Origin of the sequence: Rhodococcus sp. DT1 (assembly GCF_049844875.1) — a bacterium.
GTDB lineage: Bacteria > Actinomycetota > Actinomycetes > Mycobacteriales > Mycobacteriaceae > Rhodococcus.
Genome location: NZ_JBNCLW010000004.1, coordinates 280,669 through 304,933 on the forward strand (window position 1 = coordinate 280,669; position 24,265 = coordinate 304,933).

Annotated in this window: 22 protein-coding genes; 14 read left to right on the top strand and 8 right to left on the bottom strand. The window is 66.2% G+C overall.

The genetic code is table 11. The annotated features are described in order from the left end of the window. Positions 1–73 precede the first annotated feature (73 nt). The 3 genes from ACLQ3J_RS11935 to ACLQ3J_RS11945 all read right to left on the bottom strand — a co-directional run bounded on the left by ACLQ3J_RS11935 (position 74) and on the right by ACLQ3J_RS11945 (position 2,807). Positions 74–1,255, bottom strand: a complete 1,182-nt coding sequence (locus ACLQ3J_RS11935) for an alpha/beta fold hydrolase (RefSeq protein ID WP_425903337.1) — start codon at positions 1,253–1,255, stop codon at positions 74–76. Positions 1,256–1,333: 78 nt separating this feature from the next. Then, positions 1,334–2,113 (bottom strand): LLM class F420-dependent oxidoreductase, encoded by a 780-nt coding sequence (locus ACLQ3J_RS11940; protein ID WP_169620943.1) that lies wholly within the window; start codon positions 2,111–2,113, stop codon positions 1,334–1,336. A gap of 49 nt (positions 2,114–2,162) precedes the next feature. Further along, positions 2,163–2,807, bottom strand: coding sequence for a TetR/AcrR family transcriptional regulator (locus tag ACLQ3J_RS11945; protein ID WP_425903339.1), 645 nt, complete (start codon positions 2,805–2,807; stop codon positions 2,163–2,165). A gap of 137 nt (positions 2,808–2,944) precedes the next feature. On the opposite strand from ACLQ3J_RS11945, the gene ACLQ3J_RS11950 reads away from it, so the two are divergent. Together ACLQ3J_RS11950 and ACLQ3J_RS11955 are read left to right on the top strand one after the other, a co-directional pair. Further along, a complete protein-coding gene (locus ACLQ3J_RS11950; RefSeq protein ID WP_425903341.1) occupies positions 2,945–4,114 on the top strand; it encodes an acyl-CoA dehydrogenase family protein in 1,170 nt (389 codons plus the stop codon). Positions 4,115–4,124: 10 nt separating this feature from the next. After that, a complete protein-coding gene (locus ACLQ3J_RS11955; RefSeq protein ID WP_169620946.1) occupies positions 4,125–5,261 on the top strand; it encodes an acyl-CoA dehydrogenase family protein in 1,137 nt (378 codons plus the stop codon). 44 nt (positions 5,262–5,305) lie between these two features. Here the strand turns inward: ACLQ3J_RS11955 and ACLQ3J_RS11960 are convergent, their stop codons facing one another. Both ACLQ3J_RS11960 and ACLQ3J_RS11965 read right to left on the bottom strand, forming a co-directional pair. After that, positions 5,306–5,830 carry a TIGR04338 family metallohydrolase gene (locus ACLQ3J_RS11960; protein ID WP_169620947.1) on the bottom strand — a complete coding sequence of 175 codons (525 nt, stop codon included), beginning with the start codon at positions 5,828–5,830 and terminating at the stop codon, positions 5,306–5,308. Then, positions 5,827–6,636: a DUF2786 domain-containing protein gene (locus tag ACLQ3J_RS11965; protein WP_425903342.1), complete on the bottom strand. Its 810-nt coding sequence runs from the start codon at positions 6,634–6,636 to the stop codon at positions 5,827–5,829. Before ACLQ3J_RS11965 ends, ACLQ3J_RS11960 begins: the two co-directional genes overlap by 4 nt. Positions 6,637–6,721: 85 nt before the next feature. On the opposite strand from ACLQ3J_RS11965, the gene ACLQ3J_RS11970 reads away from it, so the two are divergent. The 7 genes from ACLQ3J_RS11970 to ACLQ3J_RS12000 all read left to right on the top strand — a co-directional run bounded on the left by ACLQ3J_RS11970 (position 6,722) and on the right by ACLQ3J_RS12000 (position 15,086). Further along, positions 6,722–8,176, top strand: coding sequence for an alanine/glycine:cation symporter family protein (locus ACLQ3J_RS11970; protein WP_169620949.1), 1,455 nt, complete (start codon positions 6,722–6,724; stop codon positions 8,174–8,176). A gap of 46 nt (positions 8,177–8,222) precedes the next feature. Beyond that, positions 8,223–9,296 carry an ABC transporter ATP-binding protein gene (locus tag ACLQ3J_RS11975; protein WP_169620950.1) on the top strand — a complete coding sequence of 358 codons (1,074 nt, stop codon included), beginning with the start codon at positions 8,223–8,225 and terminating at the stop codon, positions 9,294–9,296. A gap of 155 nt (positions 9,297–9,451) precedes the next feature. Beyond that, positions 9,452–10,726: an ABC transporter substrate-binding protein gene (locus ACLQ3J_RS11980; protein WP_169620951.1), complete on the top strand. Its 1,275-nt coding sequence runs from the start codon at positions 9,452–9,454 to the stop codon at positions 10,724–10,726. 17 nt (positions 10,727–10,743) lie between these two features. Continuing rightward, on the top strand, positions 10,744–11,817 hold the full coding sequence (locus ACLQ3J_RS11985) for a carbohydrate ABC transporter permease (RefSeq protein WP_169620952.1): 1,074 nt from the start codon (positions 10,744–10,746) through the stop codon (positions 11,815–11,817). Beyond that, on the top strand, positions 11,814–12,665 hold the full coding sequence (locus ACLQ3J_RS11990) for a carbohydrate ABC transporter permease (protein WP_169620953.1): 852 nt from the start codon (positions 11,814–11,816) through the stop codon (positions 12,663–12,665). The genes ACLQ3J_RS11985 and ACLQ3J_RS11990 overlap by 4 nt, the downstream gene beginning before the upstream one ends. Continuing rightward, positions 12,662–12,856 carry a hypothetical protein gene (locus ACLQ3J_RS11995; RefSeq protein WP_169620954.1) on the top strand — a complete coding sequence of 65 codons (195 nt, stop codon included), beginning with the start codon at positions 12,662–12,664 and terminating at the stop codon, positions 12,854–12,856. Before ACLQ3J_RS11990 ends, ACLQ3J_RS11995 begins: the two co-directional genes overlap by 4 nt. A gap of 55 nt (positions 12,857–12,911) precedes the next feature. Next, positions 12,912–15,086 carry a transglycosylase domain-containing protein gene (locus tag ACLQ3J_RS12000; RefSeq protein ID WP_425903534.1) on the top strand — a complete coding sequence of 725 codons (2,175 nt, stop codon included), beginning with the start codon at positions 12,912–12,914 and terminating at the stop codon, positions 15,084–15,086. Here ACLQ3J_RS12000 and ACLQ3J_RS12005 read toward each other — a convergent pair. After that, a complete protein-coding gene (locus ACLQ3J_RS12005; protein WP_169652336.1) occupies positions 15,061–15,675 on the bottom strand; it encodes a TetR/AcrR family transcriptional regulator in 615 nt (204 codons plus the stop codon). The genes ACLQ3J_RS12000 and ACLQ3J_RS12005 overlap by 26 nt on opposite strands. Before the next feature lie 51 nt (positions 15,676–15,726). Between ACLQ3J_RS12005 and ACLQ3J_RS12010 the strand changes: the two genes are divergently transcribed. From ACLQ3J_RS12010 to ACLQ3J_RS12020, 3 genes are read left to right on the top strand one after another with little or no spacing between them, the layout of a single operon-like run. Further along, the gene (locus ACLQ3J_RS12010) at positions 15,727–16,980 is read left to right on the top strand and encodes an acyl-CoA dehydrogenase family protein (protein WP_425903345.1); all 1,254 of its coding nucleotides are present in this window, start codon (positions 15,727–15,729) and stop codon (positions 16,978–16,980) included. Then, positions 16,977–18,050: a phosphotransferase family protein gene (locus tag ACLQ3J_RS12015; RefSeq protein ID WP_169620958.1), complete on the top strand. Its 1,074-nt coding sequence runs from the start codon at positions 16,977–16,979 to the stop codon at positions 18,048–18,050. Before ACLQ3J_RS12010 ends, ACLQ3J_RS12015 begins: the two co-directional genes overlap by 4 nt. Continuing rightward, positions 18,047–18,805 (top strand): SDR family oxidoreductase, encoded by a 759-nt coding sequence (locus tag ACLQ3J_RS12020; RefSeq protein ID WP_169652337.1) that lies wholly within the window; start codon positions 18,047–18,049, stop codon positions 18,803–18,805. The genes ACLQ3J_RS12015 and ACLQ3J_RS12020 overlap by 4 nt, the downstream gene beginning before the upstream one ends. Before the next feature lie 84 nt (positions 18,806–18,889). Here ACLQ3J_RS12020 and ACLQ3J_RS12025 read toward each other — a convergent pair whose 3' ends face one another. Together ACLQ3J_RS12025 and ACLQ3J_RS12030 are read right to left on the bottom strand one after the other, a co-directional pair. Then, positions 18,890–19,990, bottom strand: a complete 1,101-nt coding sequence (locus tag ACLQ3J_RS12025; protein WP_169652338.1) for an inositol-3-phosphate synthase — start codon at positions 19,988–19,990, stop codon at positions 18,890–18,892. Next, the gene (locus ACLQ3J_RS12030) at positions 19,983–20,540 is read right to left on the bottom strand and encodes a PadR family transcriptional regulator (protein WP_169620961.1); all 558 of its coding nucleotides are present in this window, start codon (positions 20,538–20,540) and stop codon (positions 19,983–19,985) included. The genes ACLQ3J_RS12025 and ACLQ3J_RS12030 overlap by 8 nt, the downstream gene beginning before the upstream one ends. 242 nt (positions 20,541–20,782) lie before the next feature. Here ACLQ3J_RS12030 and ACLQ3J_RS12035 point away from each other — a divergent pair, with 242 nt between their 5' ends. Both ACLQ3J_RS12035 and ACLQ3J_RS12040 read left to right on the top strand, forming a co-directional pair. Further along, positions 20,783–21,205, top strand: a complete 423-nt coding sequence (locus ACLQ3J_RS12035; protein ID WP_169620962.1) for a DUF5318 domain-containing protein — start codon at positions 20,783–20,785, stop codon at positions 21,203–21,205. Between the two features lie 801 nt (positions 21,206–22,006). After that, positions 22,007–24,259: a transglycosylase domain-containing protein gene (locus ACLQ3J_RS12040; protein ID WP_296550393.1), complete on the top strand. Its 2,253-nt coding sequence runs from the start codon at positions 22,007–22,009 to the stop codon at positions 24,257–24,259. Positions 24,260–24,265: the final 6 nt, after the last annotated feature.

A 24,265-nucleotide genomic window follows, 5' to 3' on the forward strand; every position in this document is an offset into this window, starting at 1 on the left:
TCCGAGCACCGTAGGAGTCGTACACGATCGGCAGGGAACGAGAAGATGAACGGGTAATGAGCGTTGTGCGCCTTCAGGATCCGTCCGGAGCGATGCCGTCCGCCGCGTCGTCGTTCGTGTCGACCGCACCGGGCCGCGTGTCCAGAAACGGTGCTACCCGCCGGGTGATCGCCTCGTTGTACGCCGCCGGCGCCTGGATCGGGTTGGCGTGCCCGATGTGTCCGAGCTTCGACACGAGGAGCGTTCCGCCGGGTCCGCCTGCCTGGTCGAGGAGAATCCGCTGCGTGTAGTCGACGTCCACGACCGGGTCGTCCTGCGCGAGCCGGGGCCGCAGGAAGACGACGGCGGGACGGACCTTGTCGTCGCGGGGTTCGGCGAGTGCCTGCAGATTGTCGGTGGCGCCCGACGCGACGATCGCGCGGAATTGTGCCTCGATCAGTCCGTTGCTCGCGGCATCGTCCGACAAGATCTTGTCGCGCAGCACTTCGTCGACCACGTTCCGCAGTTCGGTGGTGTCGATCCGCCGATACCAGCGGTCCGAGGGGACGACGAAACGATCCTGCCGTGCGGCGACCTCGACCGTCATCCGCATCAACCGGCTTTCGCGTGCGCCGGGCAGCCAGCCGATCCAGCGGAGCAGGTCTTCCCCCGCATTGCGGCTTTCGGCCCGCACCGCGTGGAGGTCCACCGGAGTGCAATCCAGGATCACGCCCCTCACCTCGAGCGGTGATTCCTCGTACAGGTGCTGCGCGACTTCCAGCGCGATGATGCCGCCCATGCTGTGCCCGACGAGGACGACGTTCTCCACGCCCGACCACCCGGCACGCTCGAGGATCAGATCGCTGACGACAGCGGTGTCGAGACCGCTGTTGTCGTATTGGACCGACCACACCTGACCGATTTCGCTCAACGCCGGTAACGCCTCGGCGGTCGGGGTCGCATCGAGGTTGCCCAGGCCCACCAGATCGACCACGGCGGTATCGAGATCGTCTCGCTCCGCCGCGTCGTAGACCTGATGGATCTGCGGTTGTGTCAGGGCAAGCTTTTCCCGAACGGGTGCGACGTCCCACGTCCAATACAGGGTGGCCAGCACGATCAGTGGTACGAGCACGTACACGAGCCGGGCCAGAATGATGCGCGCGCGGCCGAAGCGGGTCCCGCTGTGGCCGAGCCGAGTATCGCGCATGCGCCGGCGCCGGCGGTCGTCGTCCCAGTCGTCGGAGGTGCACGGTGGAAGATTCGGTAGATACGGCATGCACCATCCATGGTAGGTGCTGAGGCGTGTGCGCCACGTAACAGCACCTACCCGTGGGTTTTTCAGGCCGTGGGTTTTTCAGGCGAGACCGGCGCTCGCGTCGCGCCAGGCGATCGCCTCGACCAGGGGCGCGAGGTCGTAGTCCGGCCCTCCGATGCCGACGGTGAACTGGGTGATGCCCTGCTCGACGTAGAGTGCGGCCTTGTCGACGCCGGGCCAGTCCGTGGACCGCTCGATCTCGTCGGGGCTACGGCCCAGATCAGCACATCGTTGTGCGAGGATGTCGGACTTTTCGACGTGGGTGTCGAACTCGCCGAAGCTGTGCCAGATGTCTGCATACTTCGCGACGAGCGGAAGGGTCTTCTTCGGTCCGCCACCACCGATGAGGATCGGGATGTGCCGCGTGGGCGGTGGGTTCAGCTTCTCGAACCGGGACGTGATGCGGGGCAGGTATTCGGCCAGGAGGTCCAGGCGGGAGCCTTTCGTGCCGAAGTCGTAGCCGTACTCGTCGTAGTCCTTTTCGAACCAGCCGGAGCCGATACCGAGGATGAGACGGCCGCCGCTGATGTGGTCGACCGTACGGGCCATGTCGGCGAGCAGGTCGGGATTGCGGTAGCCGCCTCCGGTGACCAGTGCGCCGATCTCGACGCGTTCGGTCTGCTCGGCCCAGGCACCGAGCATCGTCCAGCATTCGAAGTGGGCGCCGTCGGGATCGCCGTAGAGCGGAAAGAAGTGGTCCCAGTTGAAGACGATGTCCACGCCGGCGTCCTCGGCGCGGAGCACGGTGTCGCGAATGACCCTGTAGTCGGGTTGTTGCTGGGGCTGCAGTTGAAGTCCGATACGAATGGTGCGCGTCATCGTTCCACCGTAGGACGGCATCGCCGACTCCGCACTGTCAACTGGGTGCTCAACCGTGCGCCGGGATCTTCGGCATCCCGGGGTATTCGTCCTCGAGTCCGCGGAGAAACGATTCCAGGAGGAGTTCGAAGCTGTCCACATCGATCTCGGCCGCGTACTCGCGCAGCCGATGCGCCTGAGAGAGATGCGGATATCGGGTGCTGTAGGTCTCGGCGTGCGGGTCGAAGCTGCCCGCGAACGACGTGATCGCCGAGCCGATGACGATGTACTTGATCGACGCTCCGATGAGCGTCGCGGTGCGCGGGGGCCAGCCCGCGCGGGTCAGGCCTCCGTGGACGGCGTCCGCATGATGCAGGGCGGTGGGACGTTGGCGTGGACTCGACGCAAGGAAGGGGACGAGGTTGGGATGGACGGCGAGCGCCGCCCGATACGAGCGCGCCCAGATCCGCAGTCCTTCCTGCCAGTCCTCACCCTCGAATCCGCTCACATCCACCGTCTCGGCGATGCCGTCGGCGATGTCGTCGAACAGCTCGTCCTTGTTCGCGTAGTGGCTGTAGAGCGAGGGTGCGCGCACGCCGAGTTCGGCAGCGATTCTGCGCATGGACACGGCAGCGAGGCCGTACTCGTCCACCAGCGCGAGCGTGGTGTCGCGAATGAGTGATCGGTTGAGCAGGGGCGTGCGGGGTCGTGCCATGGAAGGTCCTTTTCGACGCCGATCTGGACGAACTAACGATGTAAGGTTAGTTTTGCATTGTGTTGGGCGCCACAATCCGCAAAACGTGGATCCGGGCGTTCATGAGCCATTGCCACCACCCGTGACGGAAGGCCCCCATGAACCTGAAGCTCACCGAGGAGGAGCGCGCATTCCGTGACGAGCTGCGCACCTTCTTCACCACCGAGATCCCCGCCGATGTCCGCTCGAAGGTCGCCGCCGGCAAACCTCTCGGCAAGGACGACTTCATCGCGACTCAGCGCATCCTCCACGCTCGGGGCCTGGCCGTCCCGAACTGGCCTGTCGAATGGGGTGGTCAGGATTGGACCCCCATGCAGCGCAATATCTGGCTCAGCGAGATGCAACTCGCGTCGGTGCCTGAACCGCTGCCGTTCAATGCGTCGATGATCGGTCCTGTCATCGCGCAGTTCGGTTCGCAGGCCATGAAAGAACGCTTCCTCCCCGCCACCGCCAACCTGGATATCTGGTGGTGTCAGGGATTCTCCGAGCCCGAAGCAGGGTCGGATCTCGCTTCGCTCAAGACCCGCGCGGTGCGCGACGGTGACGACTACATCGTCAACGGACAGAAGACCTGGACCACACTCGCCCAGCACGCCGACTGGATCTTCTGCCTCGTCCGCACCAATCCGGACGTGAAGAAGCAGGCCGGTATCTCGATGCTGCTCATCGACATGAATACACCCGGGGTCACCCGGCGGCCGATCAAGCTGATCGACGGCAGCCACGAAGTCAACGAAGTGTTCTTCGAGGACGTGCGTGTTCCCGCAGAAAACCTTGTCGGCGAAGAGAACACGGGCTGGACACAGGCCAAGTTCCTGCTCGGCAACGAGCGCACCGGGATCGCCCGTGTCGGCGCGACCAAGGTCAAGCTCGCTCGCGCCAAGAGCCTCGCGGCGGACATCGCGGTCGGAGACGGCACTCTGCTCTCGGATCCGCTCTTCGCCTCGCGTCTCGCCGAACTCGAGAACGAACTGCTCGCTCTCGAACTCACACAGCTGCGGGTGGTCGCCGGATCTGCGGACGGTAAGCCCAATCCGGCATCGTCCCTGCTGAAGATCCGGGGCTCCGAATTGCAGCAGGCTGCGACCGAGCTTCTCGTCGACGTCGCGGGACCCGACTCGCTGCCGTCCGGCGCCTCGGACATCGATTCGCCGGAGTGGGCGCAACTCACCACCCCCGCCTACCTCAATACCCGCAAGGTGACCATCTACGGCGGTTCGAGCGAGGTACAGCGTTCGATCATCGCTTCTTCGATTCTCGGACTGTGAGGCCCAGGACATGAACTTCGAACTCGACACCGAGCAGGACCTGCTCCGTAAGACCGTCCGCGACATGCTCACTGCGGCATACGACGTGGAAGCCCGCAACCGGGTCTCCGGCAGCGACCTGGGGTGGAGCCCCGAGGTGTGGAAGCAGCTCGCCGAACTGGGAGTGCTCGGGCTGCCTTTCGCGGAGGAATACGGAGGCATGGGCGCCGGCCCGGTGGAGGTCATGGCGGTCATGACCGAATTCGGGCGCACGCTCGCACCCGAACCGGTACTCGCCGCGGTGTACCTGCCGGGTGGTCTCGTCGCCGAACTCGGCAGTGACGCACAGCGTTCCGAACTTGTACCGCGGTTGTCCGAAGGCGATCTCCGGCTGGCTTTCGCGCACGACGAGCCCGGTAGCCGGTGGCCCACGGTCGATGTCGCCACCACCGCGGCCCGCGACGGCGACCGGTGGTTGCTCTCCGGTCGTAAGAACCCTGTGCTGCACGGAGATTGTGCCGATATCGTCATCGTGTCCGCGAAGCTTCCCGACGGTGGCGTGGGCCTGTTCCTGGTCGACGCCGGAGCGGACGGCCTCTCGCGCACCGTCTACCGCACGAACGACGAACGCCGCGGTGCGCAGATCGTGCTGGACGGCGTGGCGGCGCAACCCCTCGGTGACGCCGTCGACGCGTCCGCCGCGATCACCGCCGCCGTCGTCCGCGCGCAAGCCGCGCTGTGCGCCGAAGCGGTCGGGGCAATCGACGCGTCGGTGCAGCTGACGACGGGATATCTGAAGCAGCGCAAGCAGTTCGGTGTTCCGCTGTCGATGTTCCAGGCGCTGACACACCGCGCCGCCGACATGTACGTCCTGTACGAGCTGGCGGCCAGCATGAGCCTGTACGCAACGATGGCGCTGGCGGACGGTATCGTCGATCCGATCATTGCGTCGAGGGCGAAGTTGCAGGTGGGCCGGACCGCACGCAAGGTCGGGCAGGAGGCGGTGCAGATGCACGGAGGCATCGGTGTCACCGCGGAACACTCCATCGGCCACTACCTGAGCCGACTCACCGCGATCGAGCACACGCTCGGCACCATGGACGATCACCTTCGGGTGCTTGCCGGCGGCGTGACGTCCTACGACCGGGTCGAGATCGCCGGAATGTGACCGCTGCGTCCGGGCGGACAGCGCACGAGACGGATCTCGTCCTGTCAGGTGCGCTGTTCGCCTCCGGTGATCCCCGTGGCACGCAACACGAATACTGCTTCCGCGCCGATGATCTCACCGACCAGCGTGAGGAAGCGATCGACGAAACCGGCGCCGTGAGCTGCTTCAGTGGGATCGTCGGGATCCTGGGGATCGAGGTGGTGAGCGAGTTCGTGCAGAACCACGAGTTCACGGAACGCCCAGGCGCGATTCGCGCGATGCTCGGGCAGGGCGATCGTGGCGCAATCATTTTCGTAATGCGCAGCGGTATTCCCGGCGCGTACACGGATCCGGACGGGCACCGCGGCGCGAGGCCAGCGGGCACGCACCCAGTCGAGCGCGAGTACGGCATCGACGTACCGCTGCACCGAATCGAGGGACGCGAACCGCCGCTCGACGGGCAGCGTCACACTCGATCCGGCCACCTCGACCGTGCGCAGACCGCGCTCGTCGGCGAGATCGAACATCCGGCGCACCATCGACTCCGCGTCGTACACCGCCGACTTGCGGATGTCACGAACCCGGGTCATTTCTCCAGCCTCCTCGGCGACGACGGGAGTTCGGGTGCCGTACCCAAGCGAGCCGCGCGACCCGCCCTGTCGCCGGCACGCTGTGCATCGGTCGAGCGTGCCGACGGAGCACGGTTACCCCGCCAGCTTCCCCGGGCCTGCGACGTGCTGCGGTAGAAGTCGCGCAATTCCACGGCTTTGCCGCGCAGCACGAGCGCGGTCCCGGGAGACGACGACTCGGCGTCCTTCTCGATTTCCTGTTTGGTTTCGGCCAGTCGTGCACCGATGCGGGCCGCGAACGCCGACTGGAAGTTGAGCCTCGCGGTGACGGGAGCGATCGGCTTGCGTACCCGCGTTCTGACTTCGCGCCCGCCGCGCCGTTCGATCACGGTACGGACCGTCGACTCGCTGCGGTAGGTGCCGGACCGCAGATACGCGTCGGACGCACGGACCATCTGCACGAGAAGCGACGAGTACAGCGCCTCGCACACGTCGATGTCGTCGGCGAAGCCGTAGGCGAAGATCACCGTCGACGTGGTCGTGATGTCGCACTGCACGTCGTTGGCCGCGGCGATGGCCAGAAACAATTGCGCGTAGGTGCGCAGACCCTTCTTCCCGACCTCGCCGATGGTCACCAGTCGCTGCACCGGGGTGGCGCGACGCTCCTTGGCGCCCGCGTGCGCGCGTGCCACCGCGAGGTCGACGGAGGCGGCGGTCGCGAGTCGCTGCGCGGCCGCCAGGAAGGCGTCGGCTTCGTGCGCGTTGTCCGTCGACTCGGCCTGTCTCAGCAGGCCACCGATCCGGGTCAACATCTTGTCCGAGCTCACCAGAGAAGGGTAGGCCGTCGCACCGACGCGGGGTGCTGACCTCAAAGCGCTGCGGGATCTCCGTGAACAGCCCAAGATCGGCAGGATGGACGTCGCAGTCGATTTTGTCACCGCGGTCAACGACCGGTTCTGGTATGCCGTGATCGCCTTGCTCATCGGATCCGGTCTGTATTACACGATCCGGTCGCGGTTCATCCAGATCAGGCTGATTCCGGACATGCTGCGCTCGATCGTGGAGAAGCCCGAGCGACTCCCCGACGGGGAAGAAGGCATCTCCGCATTCCGGGCCTTTTCGATCTCGGCGGCGTCCCGCGTCGGTACCGGCAACGTGGCGGGGGTCGCCATCGCGATCAGCCTCGGCGGCCCGGGTGCGGTGTTCTGGATGTGGGCCATGGCGCTCATCGGAGCGTCGACGGCGTTCCTGGAATCGACCCTCGCGCAGTTGTACAAAGTGCGTGACAAAGGCGCATACCGCGGCGGACCCGCGTACTACATGCAGTACGGGCTCGGTAAGCGCTGGATGGGAATGATCTTCGCGGTGATCATCACGATCACCTATGGGTTCGTGTTCAACGCGGTGCAGACCAACTCGATCGTCGATGCGGTCGCCGGTTCGGTCGGTGACAAGACCTTCGGTCTGCAGGTCGTCGTGGGAATAGGGGTCGCGTTGTGCGTGGCCGCCGTGATCTTCGGCGGGGTCCGGCGGATCTCGGCGGTGTCGCAGATCGTGGTTCCGGTCATGGCGACCGCATATCTGGTGATCGGTGTGGTGGTCGTGATTCTCAACGTGGGCGAGGTGCCGGGGATGTTCCGGCTGATCTTCGAGAACGCGTTCGGAATCCGGGAGATCGTCGGCGGCGGATTCGGTGCCGCATTCATGAACGGCATCCGCCGGGGCCTGTTCTCGAACGAAGCCGGCATGGGGTCGGCACCCAACGCCGGCGCCACGGCGTCCGTCTCGCACCCCGTCAAGCAGGGACTGGTGCAGAGCCTGGGCGTGTACTTCGACACCTGGCTCGTCTGCTCGATCACCGCGTTCATCATCCTGCTGTCCGAGCCCGAGTTCGGCGGCGGTCTCGAGGGTGCCGCGATGACCCAGAACGCACTGTCGCTGCAACTGGGCGACTGGACGGTGCATTTCCTCACCGTCATGATCTTCTTTCTCGCCTTCACCTCCGTTATCGGCAACTACTACTACAGCGAATCGAACATCGAATTTCTCACCGGGACGCGCAGGGCACTGCCGTACCTGCGCAGCGCAGTGGTGCTCTGCGTGTTTCTCGGTGCGATCGGATCGGTGCCCCTCGTGTGGGCACTCGCCGACCTCTCGATGGGCGTGATGGCGATCGTCAACCTGATAGCGCTGATCCCGCTGTCCGGCATCGCCTACGCGCTGTTCCACAACTACACCGCACAGCGCAAGCAAGGACGCGATCCGGTGTTCCATCGCGGGGACGTTCCCGGCCTCCGCGGGATCCAGGTCTGGGGCGAGGACGACGAGTTCACACCGAGTAGCGGAAATACGCCACGAACACGGTAGATTCCCCTACCGCACAGACTGTGTTCCGCTTCGGAAAGGATCTGCGATGGCCTCGGTGACCTTCGACAAGGCGGTCTGCCTGTTCCCGGGCTCGACGACCCCCGCGGTCGATTCGCTGGATCTCGAGATCGAGGACGGGGAATTCCTCGTCCTGGTCGGCCCCTCGGGCTGCGGCAAATCCACGTCGCTGCGCCTGCTCGCCGGTCTCGAGGAAGTGCACAGCGGCCGCATCCTCATCGGCGACCGCGACGTCACCGCGCAGGATCCGAAGGAACGCGACATCGCGATGGTCTTCCAGAACTACGCGCTGTATCCGCACATGTCGGTCGCCGAGAACATGGGATTCGCCCTCAAGCTCGCGAAGCACCCCAAGAGCGACATCCGGGAGCGGGTCGTCGAAGTCGCCAAGATGCTCGACCTCGAACCGTTCCTCGACCGCAAGCCCAAGGCGCTGTCGGGTGGTCAGCGGCAGCGCGTCGCGATGGGCCGCGCGATCGTCCGCCAGCCGCAGGTGTTCCTGATGGACGAACCGCTCTCCAACCTCGACGCCAAACTCCGCGTCCAGACCCGGACGCAGATCGCACAGTTGCAGCGCCGGCTCAACACCACCACCGTCTACGTCACTCACGATCAGGTGGAGGCGATGACGATGGGTGACCGCGTCGCGGTCCTCGACAAGGGTGTCCTGCAGCAGTGCGCGTCGCCGCGCGTGCTCTACAACAAGCCCGCCAACGTCTTCGTCGCCGGATTCATGGGGTCGCCCGCGATGAACCTGTTCCGGCTCCCGGTGATCGACCGGGGCGTCCGGCTGGACGAGAGCTATGTGCCGGTACCGCGCGATGTGGTCGGCCAGGTCACCGAGTCGGAGGTCACCCTCGGCATCCGTCCCGAGCATCTCGAGATCTCGAACGACGGCCTGCCCATGGATGTCGACGTCGTCGAAGAACTCGGTTCCGAGGCGTACGTCTACGGGCGCGCGGTGGTCGGCGGCCGAGACCAGCAGATCGTCGCGCGCAGCGACTGGCGGAGTCCGCCCCAGAAGGGCGAACGCGTGCACCTGCGGTTCGACCCCGAGCAGGTTCACATCTTCAGGACGTCGGACGGGACGCGCATCGGCTGACCTCCGGAGGTGAGCACCGGCGAACCCCGACACTCGGCCGTCCAGGATGGGCGGAATGCCGACTTTTCCGGGTGGCGCGTGCCACAGTAGTGGCCGGTGTCGGTTACCTCCGCGTTACCGGCGATATTTTCCGACCTCGAATGGGGAGATAGTTGATGAATCTCAACACGAAGGCGATGCGTAGAGCCGCGATCGCCGCGACGGCGGCCACTGCGCTCGTCCTCGCAGGTTGCTCGTCCGACGACAACGCCGGCAGCGACGACAACAGCAGTGCTGCGCCGGCAGGCGGCCGCGGCCCGATCACGATCGTCGAGGGTCAGGATCCCCTGAACACGGCGCTCGAAAGCATCATCGCCGACTGGAACGCCGATCATCCGGACGAGCAGGTGACGTTCAAGCCGCTCGCGACCGAGGCCAACGACCAGTACGACGACATCGCGCAGCGCATGCAGGCGCGCAGCGACGAGTACGACCTCATCGCCGTCGACGTCACCAACACCGCGGAATTCGCGGCCAACGGATGGCTGCGGCCCCTCGAGGGCGACTTCGCGATCGACACCGAGGGCCTGCTGCCCGCGACGGTCGAATCGGGCACCTACAACGGCACCCTGTACGCCGCTCCCAAGAACACGAACGGTGCGTTCCTCTACTACCGCACCGATCTCGTCGACCAGGCGCCCGCCACGTGGGACGACCTGAAGGCCGAGTGCCCGAAGGCCGAAGAAGCCGGCATCGCGTGCTACATCGGCCAGTTCAAGAACTACGAGGGCCTGACGGTCAACGTCACCGAGATCGTCAACGGCTTCGGCGGCTCCTTCGTGGGAGAAGACGGTCTCGCACCGGCAATCGACGAGCAGACCGCCGAAGGCCTGCAGTTCATCGTCGACGCGTTCGAGGACAACATCATCCCGGCTGCGGCGCAGACCTACACCGAGGGCGAGTCGCAGACCGCGTTCGGCAACGGTGAGGCGATGTTCCTGCGCACGTGGCCCGGCTTCTACACCGACGGTGAGAGCTCCTCGATCGCCGGCAAGTACGGCATCGCCGTCCTCCCGGGTGTCGACGGACCGGGTGCGTCCACGCTCGGTGGCTACAACGTCGGCATCAGCGCGTTCAGCGATGCGCCGGAGACCGCGCGTGACTTCCTCGAGTTCATGCAGACGCGCCAGTCGCAGCTGTACTACGCCGAAGCGGGCGGCGCTCCCGTCCTCGCCGAGGTCTACGACGATGCGGCGATCATCGAGCAGTACCCGTACTTCACCACGCTGAAGGAAGTTCTCGAGGCTGCCAAGCCGCGTCCGGCGTCGCCGTACTACTCGGCCGTGTCGAAGGCGATCTCGGACAACTCCTACGCCGCGATCCGCGGTGAGAAGACCGTTCAGCAGGCGCTGGACGACACCCAGGCCGGCATCGCAACCGCCGGCAACTGATGCTCTAGGAGCAGTACATGGCAGAACCGCAGGTCGGTATTCCCGCGGATCCGCCACACGACACCGCGGTCGGGACCACGTCAGGTCCCGACCGCGGGCATGTCGGTGGGCGGCATCGTGGGCCCAACGCGCCCGTACCCGTGGTGAAGAAGCGACGCACGATCCCGATCTGGATGTTCGTCGCTCCGTCGATGATCGTCCTGGCCGTCATCATCCTGTATCCGCTCGGACGAGCGGTGTGGATGTCGGTACACGGTGACGCGAAGACCCTCGATCCCGAGACCGGTCGATTCGTCACCGGCGGCTTCGTGGGGATCGACAACTACACGCGCTGGATCACCCAGACCTGTGGGACTGCCACCGGCACGATCCCGTGTCCCCCGGGGACGCTCGGCTCCCAGTTCTGGCAGTCGATCTTCAATACGTTCTTCTTCACGGTCGTCACCGTCTCGCTCGAGACCGTCGTCGGTTTCGCGATGGCGCTGGTCATGGCCAAGTCGTTCCGCGGCCGCGGCCTGCTGCGCGCTTCGGTCCTGGTGCCGTGGGCGATTCCCACGGCCGTCACCGCCAAGCTGTGGTTCTTCATCTTCGCCAACGACGGTATCGCCAACAAACTGCTCGGCACCGACTTCATGTGGACCGCCGATCCCTGGCCCGCCCGTTTCGCCATCATCGTCGCCGACGTCTGGAAGACCGCGCCGTTCATGGCGCTGCTCATCCTCGCCGGTCTGCAGATGATCCCGTCGGACGTGTACGAGGCAGCGAAGGTTGACGGAGCCAACGCGTGGCAACGCTTCACGCAGATCACGTTGCCGCTGGTCAAGCCCGCGTTGATGGTCGCGATCCTGTTCCGCACCATGGACGCGCTGCGTATGTACGACCTGCCCGCGATCATGATGGGCTCCAATCCCGCGACGTCGACGATCTCGGTGCTCGTCGTGGACCAGATGCGGCAGGGTGCGAACTCGGCGTCGGCGCTGTCGACGATCACGTTCCTCATCATCTTCGCGTGCGCATTCGTCCTTGTCCGGTTCCTGGGGGCCAACGCCGTCGATACCCAGGAGAAACAGCGGAAGGGAGAGGTCGCATGACCGCCGCGCGCACGTCCAAGCCCCGGTTGCGCTCGTTCGGCACCTACGTCGGGGTCGCGATCATCGTGGTGTGGGGCCTCGCTCCGTGCTACTGGATGATCGTCACGGCATTGAGGGATCCGCGGGAGACGTTCAGCACCTCCCTGTGGCCGTCGAACCCGACGTTGCAGAACTTCGCGGACGCACTCGATCCCGCCGCCAAGGTCAACTTCTCGCGCGCACTGCTCAACAGCGTGATCATCGCGGGTGCGACCACCGCGATCGCCCTGCTCATCGGCGTGTTCACCGCCTACGCACTGTCACGGTTCGACTTCCGTGGCAAGTACTTCGTCACGGGCATCATCCTGGGTGCGTCGATGTTCCCGGTCGTCGCACTCGTCACGCCGCTGTTCCAGTTGTTCACCGACATCGGCTGGATCGGCAGCTATCAGGCCCTGATCATCCCGAACATCTCCTTCGTGCTGCCGCTGACCGTGTACACCCTCACGTCGTTCTTCTCCGAGCTTCCCTGGGAACTCGAAGAGGCCGCGCGGATGGACGGTGCCACCCGCGGACAGGCTTTCCGCCTCGTGATGCTGCCGCTGGCGGCCCCCGCGCTGTTCACCACCGCGATCCTCGCGTTCATCGCGACGGTCAACGAGTTCCTGTTGATGTCGCAGCTCTCGAGCGAACGCACCGCACCGGTGACGGTCGCGATGGCCCGCTTCACCGGAACCGACCCGTACGTCACCCCGTACGCGTCGATCATGGCCGGCGGCACACTCGTGATGGTGCCGCTCGTGATCATGGTGCTGCTGTTCCAGCGCCGGATCATCTCGGGTCTGACCGCAGGTGGCGTCAAGTCGTGAAACGTCTTCCGAAACGGCAGCGACTCGAGATGCTCCTGGGCTTTCTCACCGTCTTCACCGTGCTGGCGGTGGTCGGCGCGGTGGCCGAGATGCGTACTTCGGCGCCGGGGATCGTGCCGTCGCTGGTGCTCCTCGGCTTCGCGGTGGCGTGGTGGTTCGCGTTCCGGGCTTGGCGGCGCACCGGCTCCTGATCTGCTCGTAGATCATCTGTGCCGGGCACTTCCGTACCATTCCTAGTCGGGTGCGATTGCCCTGCCCGCCCGGATTCCGGAGAAAGTGATACGAGTGACTTCCTCGAACAGGCACACAACCGGCAGGAACGGTTCTAGAAAGTCCGCGCGCTCGAGTGGGTGGCGGATCGCGCGGTGGGTAGTGCTCGCCGTCGTCGCGCTTCTGGTGATCGTGCCCGCGGGGTTCTTCATGTCGTCGTACACGGCGACAGAGGTTCCGCGTCCGGCCGACCTGAAGACGAACCAGATCGCGCGGATCTATGCCGCCGACGACACGACCGAGATCACGCGGGTCGTGCCGCCCGAAGGGAACCGCGTCGAGATCACCATCGACGACGTGCCCGTGCACGTCCGCGACGCGGTGTTGTCGGCCGAAGACCGCAACTTCTACACCAACCCGGGTTTCTCGATCACAGGCTTCGCCCGCGCGGCCCGCGACAACGTCATGGGTAAGGAAAGCGCCGGTGGCGGTTCCACGATCACGCAGCAGTACGTCAAGAACGTCCTGGTCGGCGCGGACCGCACTCTCGACCGGAAGATGCGCGAACTCGTCATCTCCACGAAGATGGCCCGCGAATGGTCGAAGGACGAGATCCTCGAGGCGTACCTCAACACGATCTATTTCGGGCGCGGCGCATACGGAATCGCGGCGGCGTCGCAGGCATATTTCGGCAAGCCCGTCGGTGAGCTGTCGGTGTCCGAAGGGGCCGTGCTCGCGGGCGTGATCCAGACCCCGTCGACTCTCGATCCCGAGTACAACCGCCTCGCCGTCGAGGCACGCTGGAACTACGTGCTGGACGGCATGGTGGGTATGGGCGTGCTCGACGAAGGTGAGCGCGCCACCCAGGTGTTCCCGGACACCGTGCCGTCGAACTCGCTCGCGCTCGCGAGTCAGGCGACGGGACCGGAGGGCCTGATCCGGTCCCACGTCCTGCGTGAATTGTCTCAGGCCGGGATCAGCGAGCAGGTTCTCAACACCGAGGGCCTGCGCATCACCACGACCATCGACCCCGTCGCGCAAGAGGCTGCCGTCGGCTCCGCGCGCCGCACGCTCGAAGGCGAGAACCCCGACCTCCGCACCGCGGTCGTGTCGATCGACCCCCGGTCCGGTGCCGTACGCGCCTATTACGGCGGTGAGGACGGCGCCGGGTTCGACTACGCGCAGGCGCCCCTGCAGACCGGTTCGTCGTTCAAGGTGTTCGGCCTGCTCGCGGCACTCGACGAGGGGATCGGTCTGAACGCGAAGTTCGACAGCTCACCGCTGAAGATCGGGAACCTCGAGATCGGCAACGTCGAGGGCGAATCGTGCGGGCGGTGCACCATCGCGGAAGCACTCAAGCGGTCGCTCAACACCAGCTTCTACCGGCTCATGATGTCGATGAAGGACGGTCCGCAGAAGATCGCCGACATCGCACACCGGGCGGGAATCCCGAAGACCATTCCCGGCGTCGAAGGCACCACCCTCGGAACGACGAACGGGCCTCCCGAAGGCGGCATCGTGCTCGGCCAGTACGAGTCCCGGGTCATCGACATGGCATCGGCGTACGCGACGCTCGCCGCGTCCGGGACGTACCGCGCGCCGTACTTCGTGCAGAAGGTCGTCACGGCGGACGGTGTGGTACTTCTCGATCGGCCCGCCTCCCCCGCCGAACAGCGCATCGATCCCGCCGTCGCCGACAATGCCACGCAGGCGATGCTGCCCATCGCGGCGCACTCGCGCGGACATGCACTGGCCGGGGGCCGCCCCTCGGCGGCGAAGACCGGCACCACGCAGCTCGGCGACACCGGGCTCAACAAGGACGCGTGGATGGTGGGATACACCCCGTCCCTGTCGACAGCGGTCTGGATCGGAACACCCGACGCCGGTCCCATCACCAACAGCTGGGGCGGATCGATCTACGGGTCGAGCCTGCCGGCGGACATCTGGAAGGGCACGATGGACGGCGCCCTCGCCGGTACCGAGGTGGAGAGCTTCCCGTGGCCGGCACCGATCGGCGGTCAGGCCGGCGTACCGGCCGACCCGGGAATCGAGGAGCCCGAGTCGGAAGCCCCCGTCCCCGGGTTCCGGCTTCCGGATTTCTCGAATCTTCCGCCGATCACGATTCCGGCACCGCCGGTTCAGCTACCCGTGCCCGTCCCGCCGCAGATCGAGGTGTTCCCCGGGGTCACGATCCAGATTCCGGGGCTGTGAGCTCGTCGTCCGGCGTGAGGACGGCGGGCAGGAGCGTGCTGACGTAGTCGACCACATCGTCGACGGAGAGCCCCGGTTCGTGCAGCCGGTCGATTGCGAGGGATTCGACCAGCGACCACCATCCCCGAAGCCGCATCCGGGTGAGCGAGCCGTCCGCGCACCCGAGCGCGGAGATCACGCGATCGACCAGGGTGTTCTTCATCGAACCGTGGATCTCGCGGATCTGCGGATCGGACCCGTATCCGCCGTGGAAGAAGGTCTGGTAGTTGTCGCCGTGCCGGTCGATGAACGACACGAACGCCTGCAGAATCGCGCGTAGCGGATCGGGGTCGCCCGGGGCGGGTACCGCCGCGCGCAGCAGGCGGCGCGAGGCGGAACCGACGATCGCCACGTAGTAGTCCTGTTTCGTCGGGAAGTACCGGAACAACAGGCTGCGGGAGATTCCGGCGATGTCGGCGACACGATCGATGGAGAGCGCGTGGATGGGGCGCGTCGCGAGTTCCTGCAGACCGATCGCGACGAGTTGCCGGCGTCGTTCCTCGGGTGGCAGCCGTCGGCGTTTGCCGACCTCTTGTCGCGGGGTGCTCATCCGGTTAGCCTAACTGAGCATTGCTCATTACCGTTCCTACGGAAGGCGCACATGGATTTCGGACAGTCCGACCGCAGCCGCGACTATCTCGAGCGGCTCCGCACGTTCATCGCCGACGAGGTCGCGCCGGTGGAAGCCCGCCTGCACGCCGCCCGCGGCGTCGCCCAGGCCCAGCGCCAGGACACTTCCGGTGCAGACGCATGGGCGGTGAGCGACGAGTTCCGCGAACTCCAGCGTGCTGCCCGCGCCCAGGGACTGTGGAATCTCTTCCTTCCGGACGCGGAACTCGGCGCCGGTCTGTCGAACGTCGAATATGCCTCGCTCGCAGAGGAAATGGGACGCTCGCCGTTCTACTCCGCGGTGTTCAACTGCGCCGCGCCCGACACGGGCAACATGGAGGTGCTCTACCACTACGGCAGTGCAGCCCAGAAGGATCAGTGGCTCCGCCCCCTGCTCGACGGCGAGATTCGCTCCGCGTTCTGCATGACCGAACCCGGTGTCGCCTCGTCGGACGCGACCAACATGGCCGCGACCGCCGTGGTGGAGGGCGACCAGGTGGTGCTCGACGGGCGCAAGTGGTGGAGCACCGGCATCGGGCACCCGGACTGCAAGGTCCTGATCTTCATGGGGCTGACCGATCCGGAAGCTCACAAGTACCAACGGCATTCGATGGTCCTCGTTCCCGTGGACACCCCGGGCGTGACGATCGAACGCATGTTGCCGACGATGGGGTTCTACGACGAGCCCGCAGGGCACGGCGAGGTGTCGTTCACCGATGTGCGGCTGCCGCTCGACGCGATCATCGCCGGCCCCGGCCGAGGATTCGAGATCGCCCAGGGCAGACTCGGACCCGGCCGTATCCACCACTGCATGCGTCTCGTCGGCCTCGCCGAGCGCACTCTCGAACTCGCGTGCCGTCGCGGCCTCGAGCGCACCGCGTTCGGCAAACCCCTCATCGACCTCGGGGGTAATCGTGAGCGCGTCGCCGACGCCCGCATCGCGATCAATCAGCTGCGACTGCTCGTTCTCCACGCGGCATGGCTGCTCGATACGCAAGGTCTCGCCGGTGCCCGGTCGGCAGTCTCCGAGATCAAGGTCGCGGCGCCCCGCGTGACGCAGCAGATCGTCGATTTCGCGATCCAGATCCACGGTGGCGCGGGGCTGTCCGACGATTTCCCCCTCGCCGGAGCCTGGACGGCGGCCCGTGCGTTGCGTCTCGCCGACGGGCCGGACGAGGTCCATCAGGGATTGATCGCGCGCGGCGAACTCGGCAAGTACAAGCAGGACGGGGTACGGCAGAAGTGACGACTCTTCCCGACAACGCGCGCGATGTGCGTGAGGAAGACGCATTCGACGTCGCCGCGGTGGCGTCGTGGCTCTCCGAACATGCCGGCATCGACGGCGTTCCCGCGGTCCACCAGTTCGCGGGTGGCGCATCGAATCTCACCTATCTGCTGCGGTACCCGGACCGCGATCTCGTGCTCCGGCGACCACCGGTGGGCGCGAAACCGTCCTCCGGCCACGACATGGTGCGCGAGTACCGCATCCAGTCGCTGCTCGCCCCTGTCTACCCGTACGTCCCGACGATGATCGGCCTGTGCACCGACCACAGCGTCCTGGGCAGTGATTTCTACGTCATGGAACGCGTACCCGGAACGATCCTGCGCACGAATCCGCCGACGGATCTCGCACTCACGCCCGAACAGACCCGCGGCCTCTGCTTGCGGATCGTCGATCTGCTCGTCGAATTGCACAGCGTCGACGCGGCCGCGACCGGACTGGACGAGTTCAGCCGCGGCACCGGATATGTCGCCCGCCAGGTGGCGGGGTGGTCGTCACGGTACGAGAAGGCCCGCACCGACAACGTTCCCGACTTCGACCGGGTGCGGACCTGGCTCGATCGAGCACAGCCCGCCGACGTGGCGCAAACGGTCGTCCACGGTGACTTCCGCCTCGACAACGTCGTGCTCGACGAGACCGATCCGTGCACACCGCTGGCGGTTCTCGACTGGGAACTGGCCACCGTCGGCGACCCGCTGATGGATCTCGGTTCGTCCCTGGCCTATTGGGTGCAAGCCGACGACGATCCGATGCTGCTCGCGACCAAGCGGCAGCCCTCCGACCTTCCCGGGATGCTCACCCGGCAGGAGATCGTCGACTACTACTCCGAGAAAACCGGATTGCCGGTGGACAATTGGGGTTTCTACGAGGTGTTCGGCCTGTTCCGGCTCGCCGTCATCGCGCAGCAGATCTATTACCGCTACCACCACGGCCAGACCACCAACCCGGCGTTCAAGGATTTCTGGGTCATCGTCGGCTATCTCGATACGCGCTGCAACGCGCTGATCGACCGAATCGAAAGCGAAGTGCGATGAGCCGACCGGAACGACGCAACATCCTCATCACCGGTGCCAGTTCCGGCCTCGGTGCCGGGATGGCGCGCGAGTTCGCGGCGCGGGGACGAAATCTCGCACTCGCGGCGCGGCGCGTCGACCGGCTCGAGGCACTGCGTACCGAGTTGCTCGCCGAACATCCGCACATCACGGTGACGCTGCGTGCTCTCGACGTCGACCGGCACGACGACGTCTTCACCGTCTTCCGTGAATTCGACGAGGAACTCGGAGGTCTCGACCGGGTGATCGTCAACGCGGGTCTCGGCAAGGGACAACCGTTGGGCACCGGCTATTTTCGTGCGAACGCGCAGACGGCCACCACGAACTTCCTCGGTGCCCTCGCGCAGAGCGAAGCCGCGCTCGAACTCATGCGACCGCGCAACGCCGGGCACGTCGCGCTCATCTCGTCGATGAGCGCTCTCCGCGGAATGCCGAGGAACATGACCACCTATGCGGCTTCGAAGGCCGCGGTGGCGTCGCTCGGCGAGGGGATGCGGGCGGACCTGGCGAACACGGGAATCGGTGTGAGCACGATCTACCCGGGCTTCATCCGGTCGGAGATCAACGAGAAGGTGAAGAACGTGCCGTTCATCGTCGACACGGAAACGGGATGTCGCGCACTGGCGGCCGCGATCGAGAGAGAGCCTGCCCGCGCCTACGTGCCCGCGTGGCCCTGGGTGCCGCTGGGCTTCGCGATGAAGGTGCTGCCGCTGTCGGTGGTCCGCCGGATGGTGTGACGCTCCTCCGGTCCGAAAAAGCAGAATGTCACATTCGGGCAGTCGTCGTACTGCCCGAATGTGACATCCGGTAGAGCGTGAGAATCAGGCGTCGGCGCCGATGATGAAGGCCTCGAGCTCGTTACGAGCCTTGTCGTCCGCCATCTGGACCGGCGGGGACTTCATCAGGTACGCGGAAGCCGGAAGGATCGGTCCGCCGATGCCGCGGTCCTTGGCGATCTTCGCCGCACGGATCGCGTCGATGATGATGCCGGCGGAGTTCGGCGAGTCCCAGACCTCGAGCTTGTACTCGAGGTTGAGCGGAGCGTCACCGAAGGCGCGGCCTTCGAGGCGCACGTACGCCCACTTGCGGTCGTCGAGCCACTGCACGTAGTCGGACGGACCGATGTGCACGTCGCGGTCGTGGACCTTGCCGGCGAGGGGACCGGTGAGGTTCGACGTGACGGCCTGGGTCTTGGAGACCTTCTTGGACTCGAGACGCTCACGCTCGAGCATGTTCTTGAAGTCCATGTTGCCGCCGACGTTGAGCTGGTACGTGCGGTCGAGCACGACGCCGCGATCCTCGAACAGCTTCGCCATCACGCGGTGGGTGATGGTGGCACCGACCTGCGACTTGATGTCGTCGCCGACGATGGGGACACCCGCGTCGGTGAACTTCTTGGCCCACACGGGGTCGGACGCGATGAACACGGGCAGCGCGTTGACGAACGCCACACCGGCGTCGATGCAGCACTGTGCGTAGAACTTGTCGGCCTGTTCCGAGCCGACGGGGAGGTAGGACACGAGGACGTCGACCTCGGCGTCCTTCAGGACCTTCACGACGTCGACGGGTTCGGCCTCGGAGACCTCGATGGTCTCGGCGTAGTACTTGCCGATGCCGTCGAGAGTGTGGCCGCGCTGCACGGTCACGCCGGTCGGCGGTACGTCGGCGATCTTGATGGTGTTGTTCTCGCTCGCGAGGATCGCCTCGGACAGGTCGAATCCGACCTTCTTGGCGTCCACATCGAATGCGGCGACGAACTGGACGTCGCGCACGTGGTACGGGCCGAACTCCACGTGCATCAGGCCGGGGACGGAAGCGGTGGCGTCCGCGTCCTTGTAGTACTCGACGCCCTGGACCAGGGACGAGGCACAGTTCCCCACGCCCACAATGGCCACGCGCACCGCGGTGCTGTTCTCACCCATGGTCGGGTTCTCCTTCTTTGTTGCGTGCTGCTGTCGACTGCTCGGCGGCGATCAGTTCGTTGAGCCACCGCACTTCGCGTTCGCTCGATTCGAGGCCGAGCTGATGGAGTTGACGGGTGTAGCGGTCCAAGGTGCCGCCGGCCCGTCCGATCGCGTCGCGGAGCGCTTCCCTGCGCTCCTCGACCTGGCGGCGCCTGCCCTCGAGAATTCGCATCCGCGCCTCGGCGGGGGTGCGACTGAAGAAAGCGAGGTGCACACCGAATCCGTCATCGGTGTAATTCTGGGGTCCCGTGTCGGCGACCAGTTCGGTGAAGCGTTCCCGCCCCGCCGGAGTGAGCCGATACACGCGCCGGGCGCGTCGCTTGACGGTCCCGGGAACTCCCGAATCCTCTTCGATGAGCCCGTCCGCCTGCATGCGTCGCAGAGTCGGATAGAGAGACCCGTAGGAGAAGGCACGGAACGGCCCGAGGAGCCCGGTGAGGCGTTTACGCAGCTCGTACCCGTGCATAGGCGACTCGAGGAGGAGACCGAGGATAGCCAGTTCCAGCACGAGTCACCTCCTTGTCCGAGTGAACCAACCGATGGATACGACACAAAACTATATCGCGCCGATATAAACGACGATACGCCTTGGTGAAATCATCCGGAACATCCGTCCAGGTGGAAAGCGGTTCCCGGACGGCCCTCGGTTGTTGCGGGCACCTCCGGCGGGGCCGAGATTGCCGCGCGTCACAGGGTTGCTGTTACCACTCCGCACCCACCTGTCGCCCCGGCGCACGTACTCTGGGGTCCGTGCGAATTCAGCGGCAGGTGGTGGACTACGCGTTGCAGCGTCGGTCGCTGCTTGCCGAGGTCTACTCGGGGCGGCGCGGTGTGGCCGAAGTCTGCGACGCCGGCCCCTACCTGCTCCGGGCAGCAAAGTTCCACGGCAAGGGCAGCGACGTCACCTGCCCGATCTGCCGCAAGGAGCAGGTGACCCTCGTCTCGTGGGTCTTCGGCGAAAAGCTCGGCCCGGTGTCCGGGTCGGCCCGAACGCCCGAAGAGCTGACCCGCCTGGCCGCCAGCCAGGAGGAATTCTCGGTCCATGTGGTCGAGGTATGTCGCACGTGTAGTTGGAATCACCTGGTGCAGTCGTACGTCCTGGGGTCGCAACCGGCCCCGAAACGCCCACGTCGCCGGACGACGGGGCAGGACCGTCGCACCGCGAGCGAGTGAACGGGCGCCGGACGACGTGAGCGAACGCTGCCCGATGAAGTTCCTTCCCGCATACCGCCCGCACGAACCAATCCTCGCGTGCCCGTCTTCGGACGGGCATTCGAAGATGCGGCGTCACGCGTCGCGCAAACAGTTGGAGATGAGTACGTGAGTTCCCCCGACAACGAACCCGAGGGCAACAGGTCCGATCCGCCTCACCGGGACAACCCGGCAGGGCCGCCGCCGCAGCAGCGACCGGCGCCGCAAGGGGGACCCGCCCAGGGACGACCGTTGCCGCCTCAGCCGCGCCCCCAGGGCCGGCCCGGCCAGCCTCAGCCGCCGCAGTCCGGCGGCCGTCCGCCGTACCCTCCCCAGCCGTTCCCGCAGGGGCGGCCGCAGCAGCCTCCCCAGGGACAGCCGTATCCCCCGCGCCGGGGTCCCGCGCCGTCCAACCCGAACGCCCAGAACCCGAACGCCCTGCCGCCTCGCGGACCGGGCGCAGGTCCGGTGCCGCCGGGAGCGAACCCTCCGCAGCGCACCCAGCAGTTCCCGCCTGCTCCCGGCCACAACACTCCCCAGGGACGTGCGCCGCAGCGCCCGCCGCAGGGTCCCGACGCGGCACGCGGTCCCCAGGGCGGTCCGTCCGACCCCGGTGCGGCCACCCGCCGCGTGGCGTCCCCTGCCGGTCCGCCGTCTCGCTCCCCGCAGGACTCCCGGCCGACGACCGCTGTCGCGGGCGGTCCGCCCGGTACGCCGCCGCCCACCCGTCGCGGCAAGGGCGGCGGCGGTCGTGGTGGTGACGGAAGCGGCGGCGGCAGAAAGATCCCCTGGCGCACCATCCGTCGTGTCGGTTACGGCGTCGTGGCCGCGGGCATCCTCATCCCGTTGCTCGCCTTCATGCTCGCGTACGTGGCACAGGACGTGCCGCGTCCGGGTGAGCTCGTCACCAACCAGGCTGCGACGATCTACAACTCCGACGGGACCGGCGTCATCACCAAGGTGATTCCGCCGGAAGGCAACCGCCACGAGGTCGAACTCGACCAGATCCCGTTGCACGTGCGAAACGCCGTGCTCGCCGCGGAAGATCGCGACTTCTACTCCAACCCGGGCTTCTCGGCGTCCGGTTTCGCGCGGGCCGCGCGCGACAACATCCTCGGCCGCGAGAGCGCCGGTGGTGGTTCGACCATCACACAGCAGTACGTCAAGACCGCTCTGGTCGGCAACGAGCGCAGCCTGACCCGCAAGATGAAGGAACTCGTTCTTTCGGTGAAGATGGCGAATCAGTGGTCGAAGGACGACATCCTCGCCGCCTACCTCAACACCATCTACTACGGCCGCGGCGCGTACGGGATTTCCGCCGCGTCGAACGCGTACTTCGGCAAGCCGGTCAACGAACTGACCGTCGAAGAAGGCGCGGTCCTCGCGTCGTCCATTCAGCTGCCGTCGCTGCTCGACCCCGAGCAGAACCCCGAGGGCGCCAAGTCGCGCTGGACCTACGTGCTCGACGGCATGGTGGCCGCCGGCACCCTCAACTCCGCCGACCGCGCAGGCATGGAGTACCCCGCGTACGTCCCGCTCGCGGAACTCGACAACGGCGACCAGTCCTCCGGTCCCGAGGGCCTGATCAAGAACCAGGTCCTGCGGGAACTGGCATCCGAGGGAATCGACGAGACCCTGCTCAACACCGCGGGACTCGACATCACCACGACGATCGATGCGCAGGCACAGGCCTCGACACTCGACGCCGTGCGGTCCAACCTCGAAGGCGAACCGGAGGAATTGCGCACGGCCGTCGTCTCGGTCGATCCGCGATCCGGTGCGGTGCGTGCCTATTACGGCGGTGAAAGCGGTATCGGTTACGACTTCGCCAGCGCGGGCCTGCAGACGGGTTCGTCGTTCAAGGTGTTCGGTCTCGCCGCGAACCTCGATCAGGGTGTGCCGCTGTCCAAGACCTACGACAGCGGTCCGCTGACAGTCAACGGCATCAAGATCGGCAACGTCGAAGGCCAGTCGTGTGGCGAATGCACCATCGCGGAGGCGCTCAAGCGGTCGCTGAACACGAGTTTCTACCGGATGATGCTCGAGATGGACGACGGCCCGCAGGCGATCGCCGACATGGCACACAAGCTGGGCATCCCCAAGGAGGTTCCGGGTATCGGTGAGACGCTCACCGAGCCGAACGGAGCCGGCCCCAACTACGGAATCGTGCTGGGCCAGTACCAGTCCCGCGTGCTCGACATGGCATCCGCCTACGCGACGCTCGCAGCCTCCGGCCGGTACCACGAGCCGTACTTCGTGCAGAAGGTCGTCACGTCCGAGGGCGAGGTCCTGCTGGACCGCGGCAGCCCGGTCGGCGAGCAGGTCGTCGACGAGGTCGTCGCCGACAACACCACCGCCGCGATGATGCCGATCGCGGCCTACTCCAACGGGCACGCGCTCGCCGGGAGCCGCCCGTCCGCATCCAAGACCGGTACCGCACAGCTCGGCGATACCGGGTCGAACAAGGACGCATGGATGGTCGGTTACACGCCGTCGCTGTCCACCGCCGTGTGGATGGGAACCGAGGAAGGCCTCCCGCTCGAGAACAGCTGGGGCGGGATGATCTACGGCTCGGGTCTGCCGTCGGATATCTGGAAGGACTCGATGGACGGCGCTCTCCAGGGCACCGAGGTCGAATCGTTCCCGAAGCCCGGAGCGATCTCGGGTGTGGCAGGTGTGCCTTCGTGGACGGCGTCGGAAACGGCGAAGCCCACCACGACGGCGCCCGAAACCTCCCGCACCATTCCGACCATCCCGGAGATCCCGGAGATCACCACCCAGAACGTGGAGATCTTCCCGGGCGTCACGATTCCGGTACCGGGAGTCGCGCCGCAGACCACACGCCCGACCGTGCCCTCGCGTCCGGACTCCGGCGTCGAACAGGACGAGGAGGACTCCGGCGGAAACGTCGAGGACAACGCTCCTTCCGAGCAGACGACGCAGAACCGGGTACCGGGACAGAACGGGGCGGGACAGAACGGGCAAGCGGTTCCCGGCGCGCAGGCACAACAGCCCGAACTCGCACCGGCACGGTAAAAAAGT

Coding starts and splice junctions, on each gene's coding strand:
- ACLQ3J_RS11990 (WP_169620953.1), top strand. CDS start 11,814: ATGACCGCCGCGCGCACGTCCAAGCCCCGGTTGCGCTCGTTCGGCACC.
- ACLQ3J_RS11940 (WP_169620943.1), bottom strand. CDS start 2,113: ATGACGCGCACCATTCGTATCGGACTTCAACTGCAGCCCCAGCAACAA.
- ACLQ3J_RS11935 (WP_425903337.1), bottom strand. CDS start 1,255: ATGCCGTATCTACCGAATCTTCCACCGTGCACCTCCGACGACTGGGAC.
- ACLQ3J_RS11945 (WP_425903339.1), bottom strand. CDS start 2,807: ATGGCACGACCCCGCACGCCCCTGCTCAACCGATCACTCATTCGCGAC.
- ACLQ3J_RS11950 (WP_425903341.1), top strand. CDS start 2,945: ATGAACCTGAAGCTCACCGAGGAGGAGCGCGCATTCCGTGACGAGCTG.
- ACLQ3J_RS11955 (WP_169620946.1), top strand. CDS start 4,125: ATGAACTTCGAACTCGACACCGAGCAGGACCTGCTCCGTAAGACCGTC.
- ACLQ3J_RS12020 (WP_169652337.1), top strand. CDS start 18,047: ATGAGCCGACCGGAACGACGCAACATCCTCATCACCGGTGCCAGTTCC.
- ACLQ3J_RS12010 (WP_425903345.1), top strand. CDS start 15,727: ATGGATTTCGGACAGTCCGACCGCAGCCGCGACTATCTCGAGCGGCTC.
- ACLQ3J_RS11985 (WP_169620952.1), top strand. CDS start 10,744: ATGGCAGAACCGCAGGTCGGTATTCCCGCGGATCCGCCACACGACACC.
- ACLQ3J_RS11980 (WP_169620951.1), top strand. CDS start 9,452: ATGAATCTCAACACGAAGGCGATGCGTAGAGCCGCGATCGCCGCGACG.
- ACLQ3J_RS12005 (WP_169652336.1), bottom strand. CDS start 15,675: ATGAGCACCCCGCGACAAGAGGTCGGCAAACGCCGACGGCTGCCACCC.
- ACLQ3J_RS11960 (WP_169620947.1), bottom strand. CDS start 5,830: ATGACCCGGGTTCGTGACATCCGCAAGTCGGCGGTGTACGACGCGGAG.
- ACLQ3J_RS11975 (WP_169620950.1), top strand. CDS start 8,223: ATGGCCTCGGTGACCTTCGACAAGGCGGTCTGCCTGTTCCCGGGCTCG.
- ACLQ3J_RS11970 (WP_169620949.1), top strand. CDS start 6,722: ATGGACGTCGCAGTCGATTTTGTCACCGCGGTCAACGACCGGTTCTGG.
- ACLQ3J_RS12025 (WP_169652338.1), bottom strand. CDS start 19,990: ATGGGTGAGAACAGCACCGCGGTGCGCGTGGCCATTGTGGGCGTGGGG.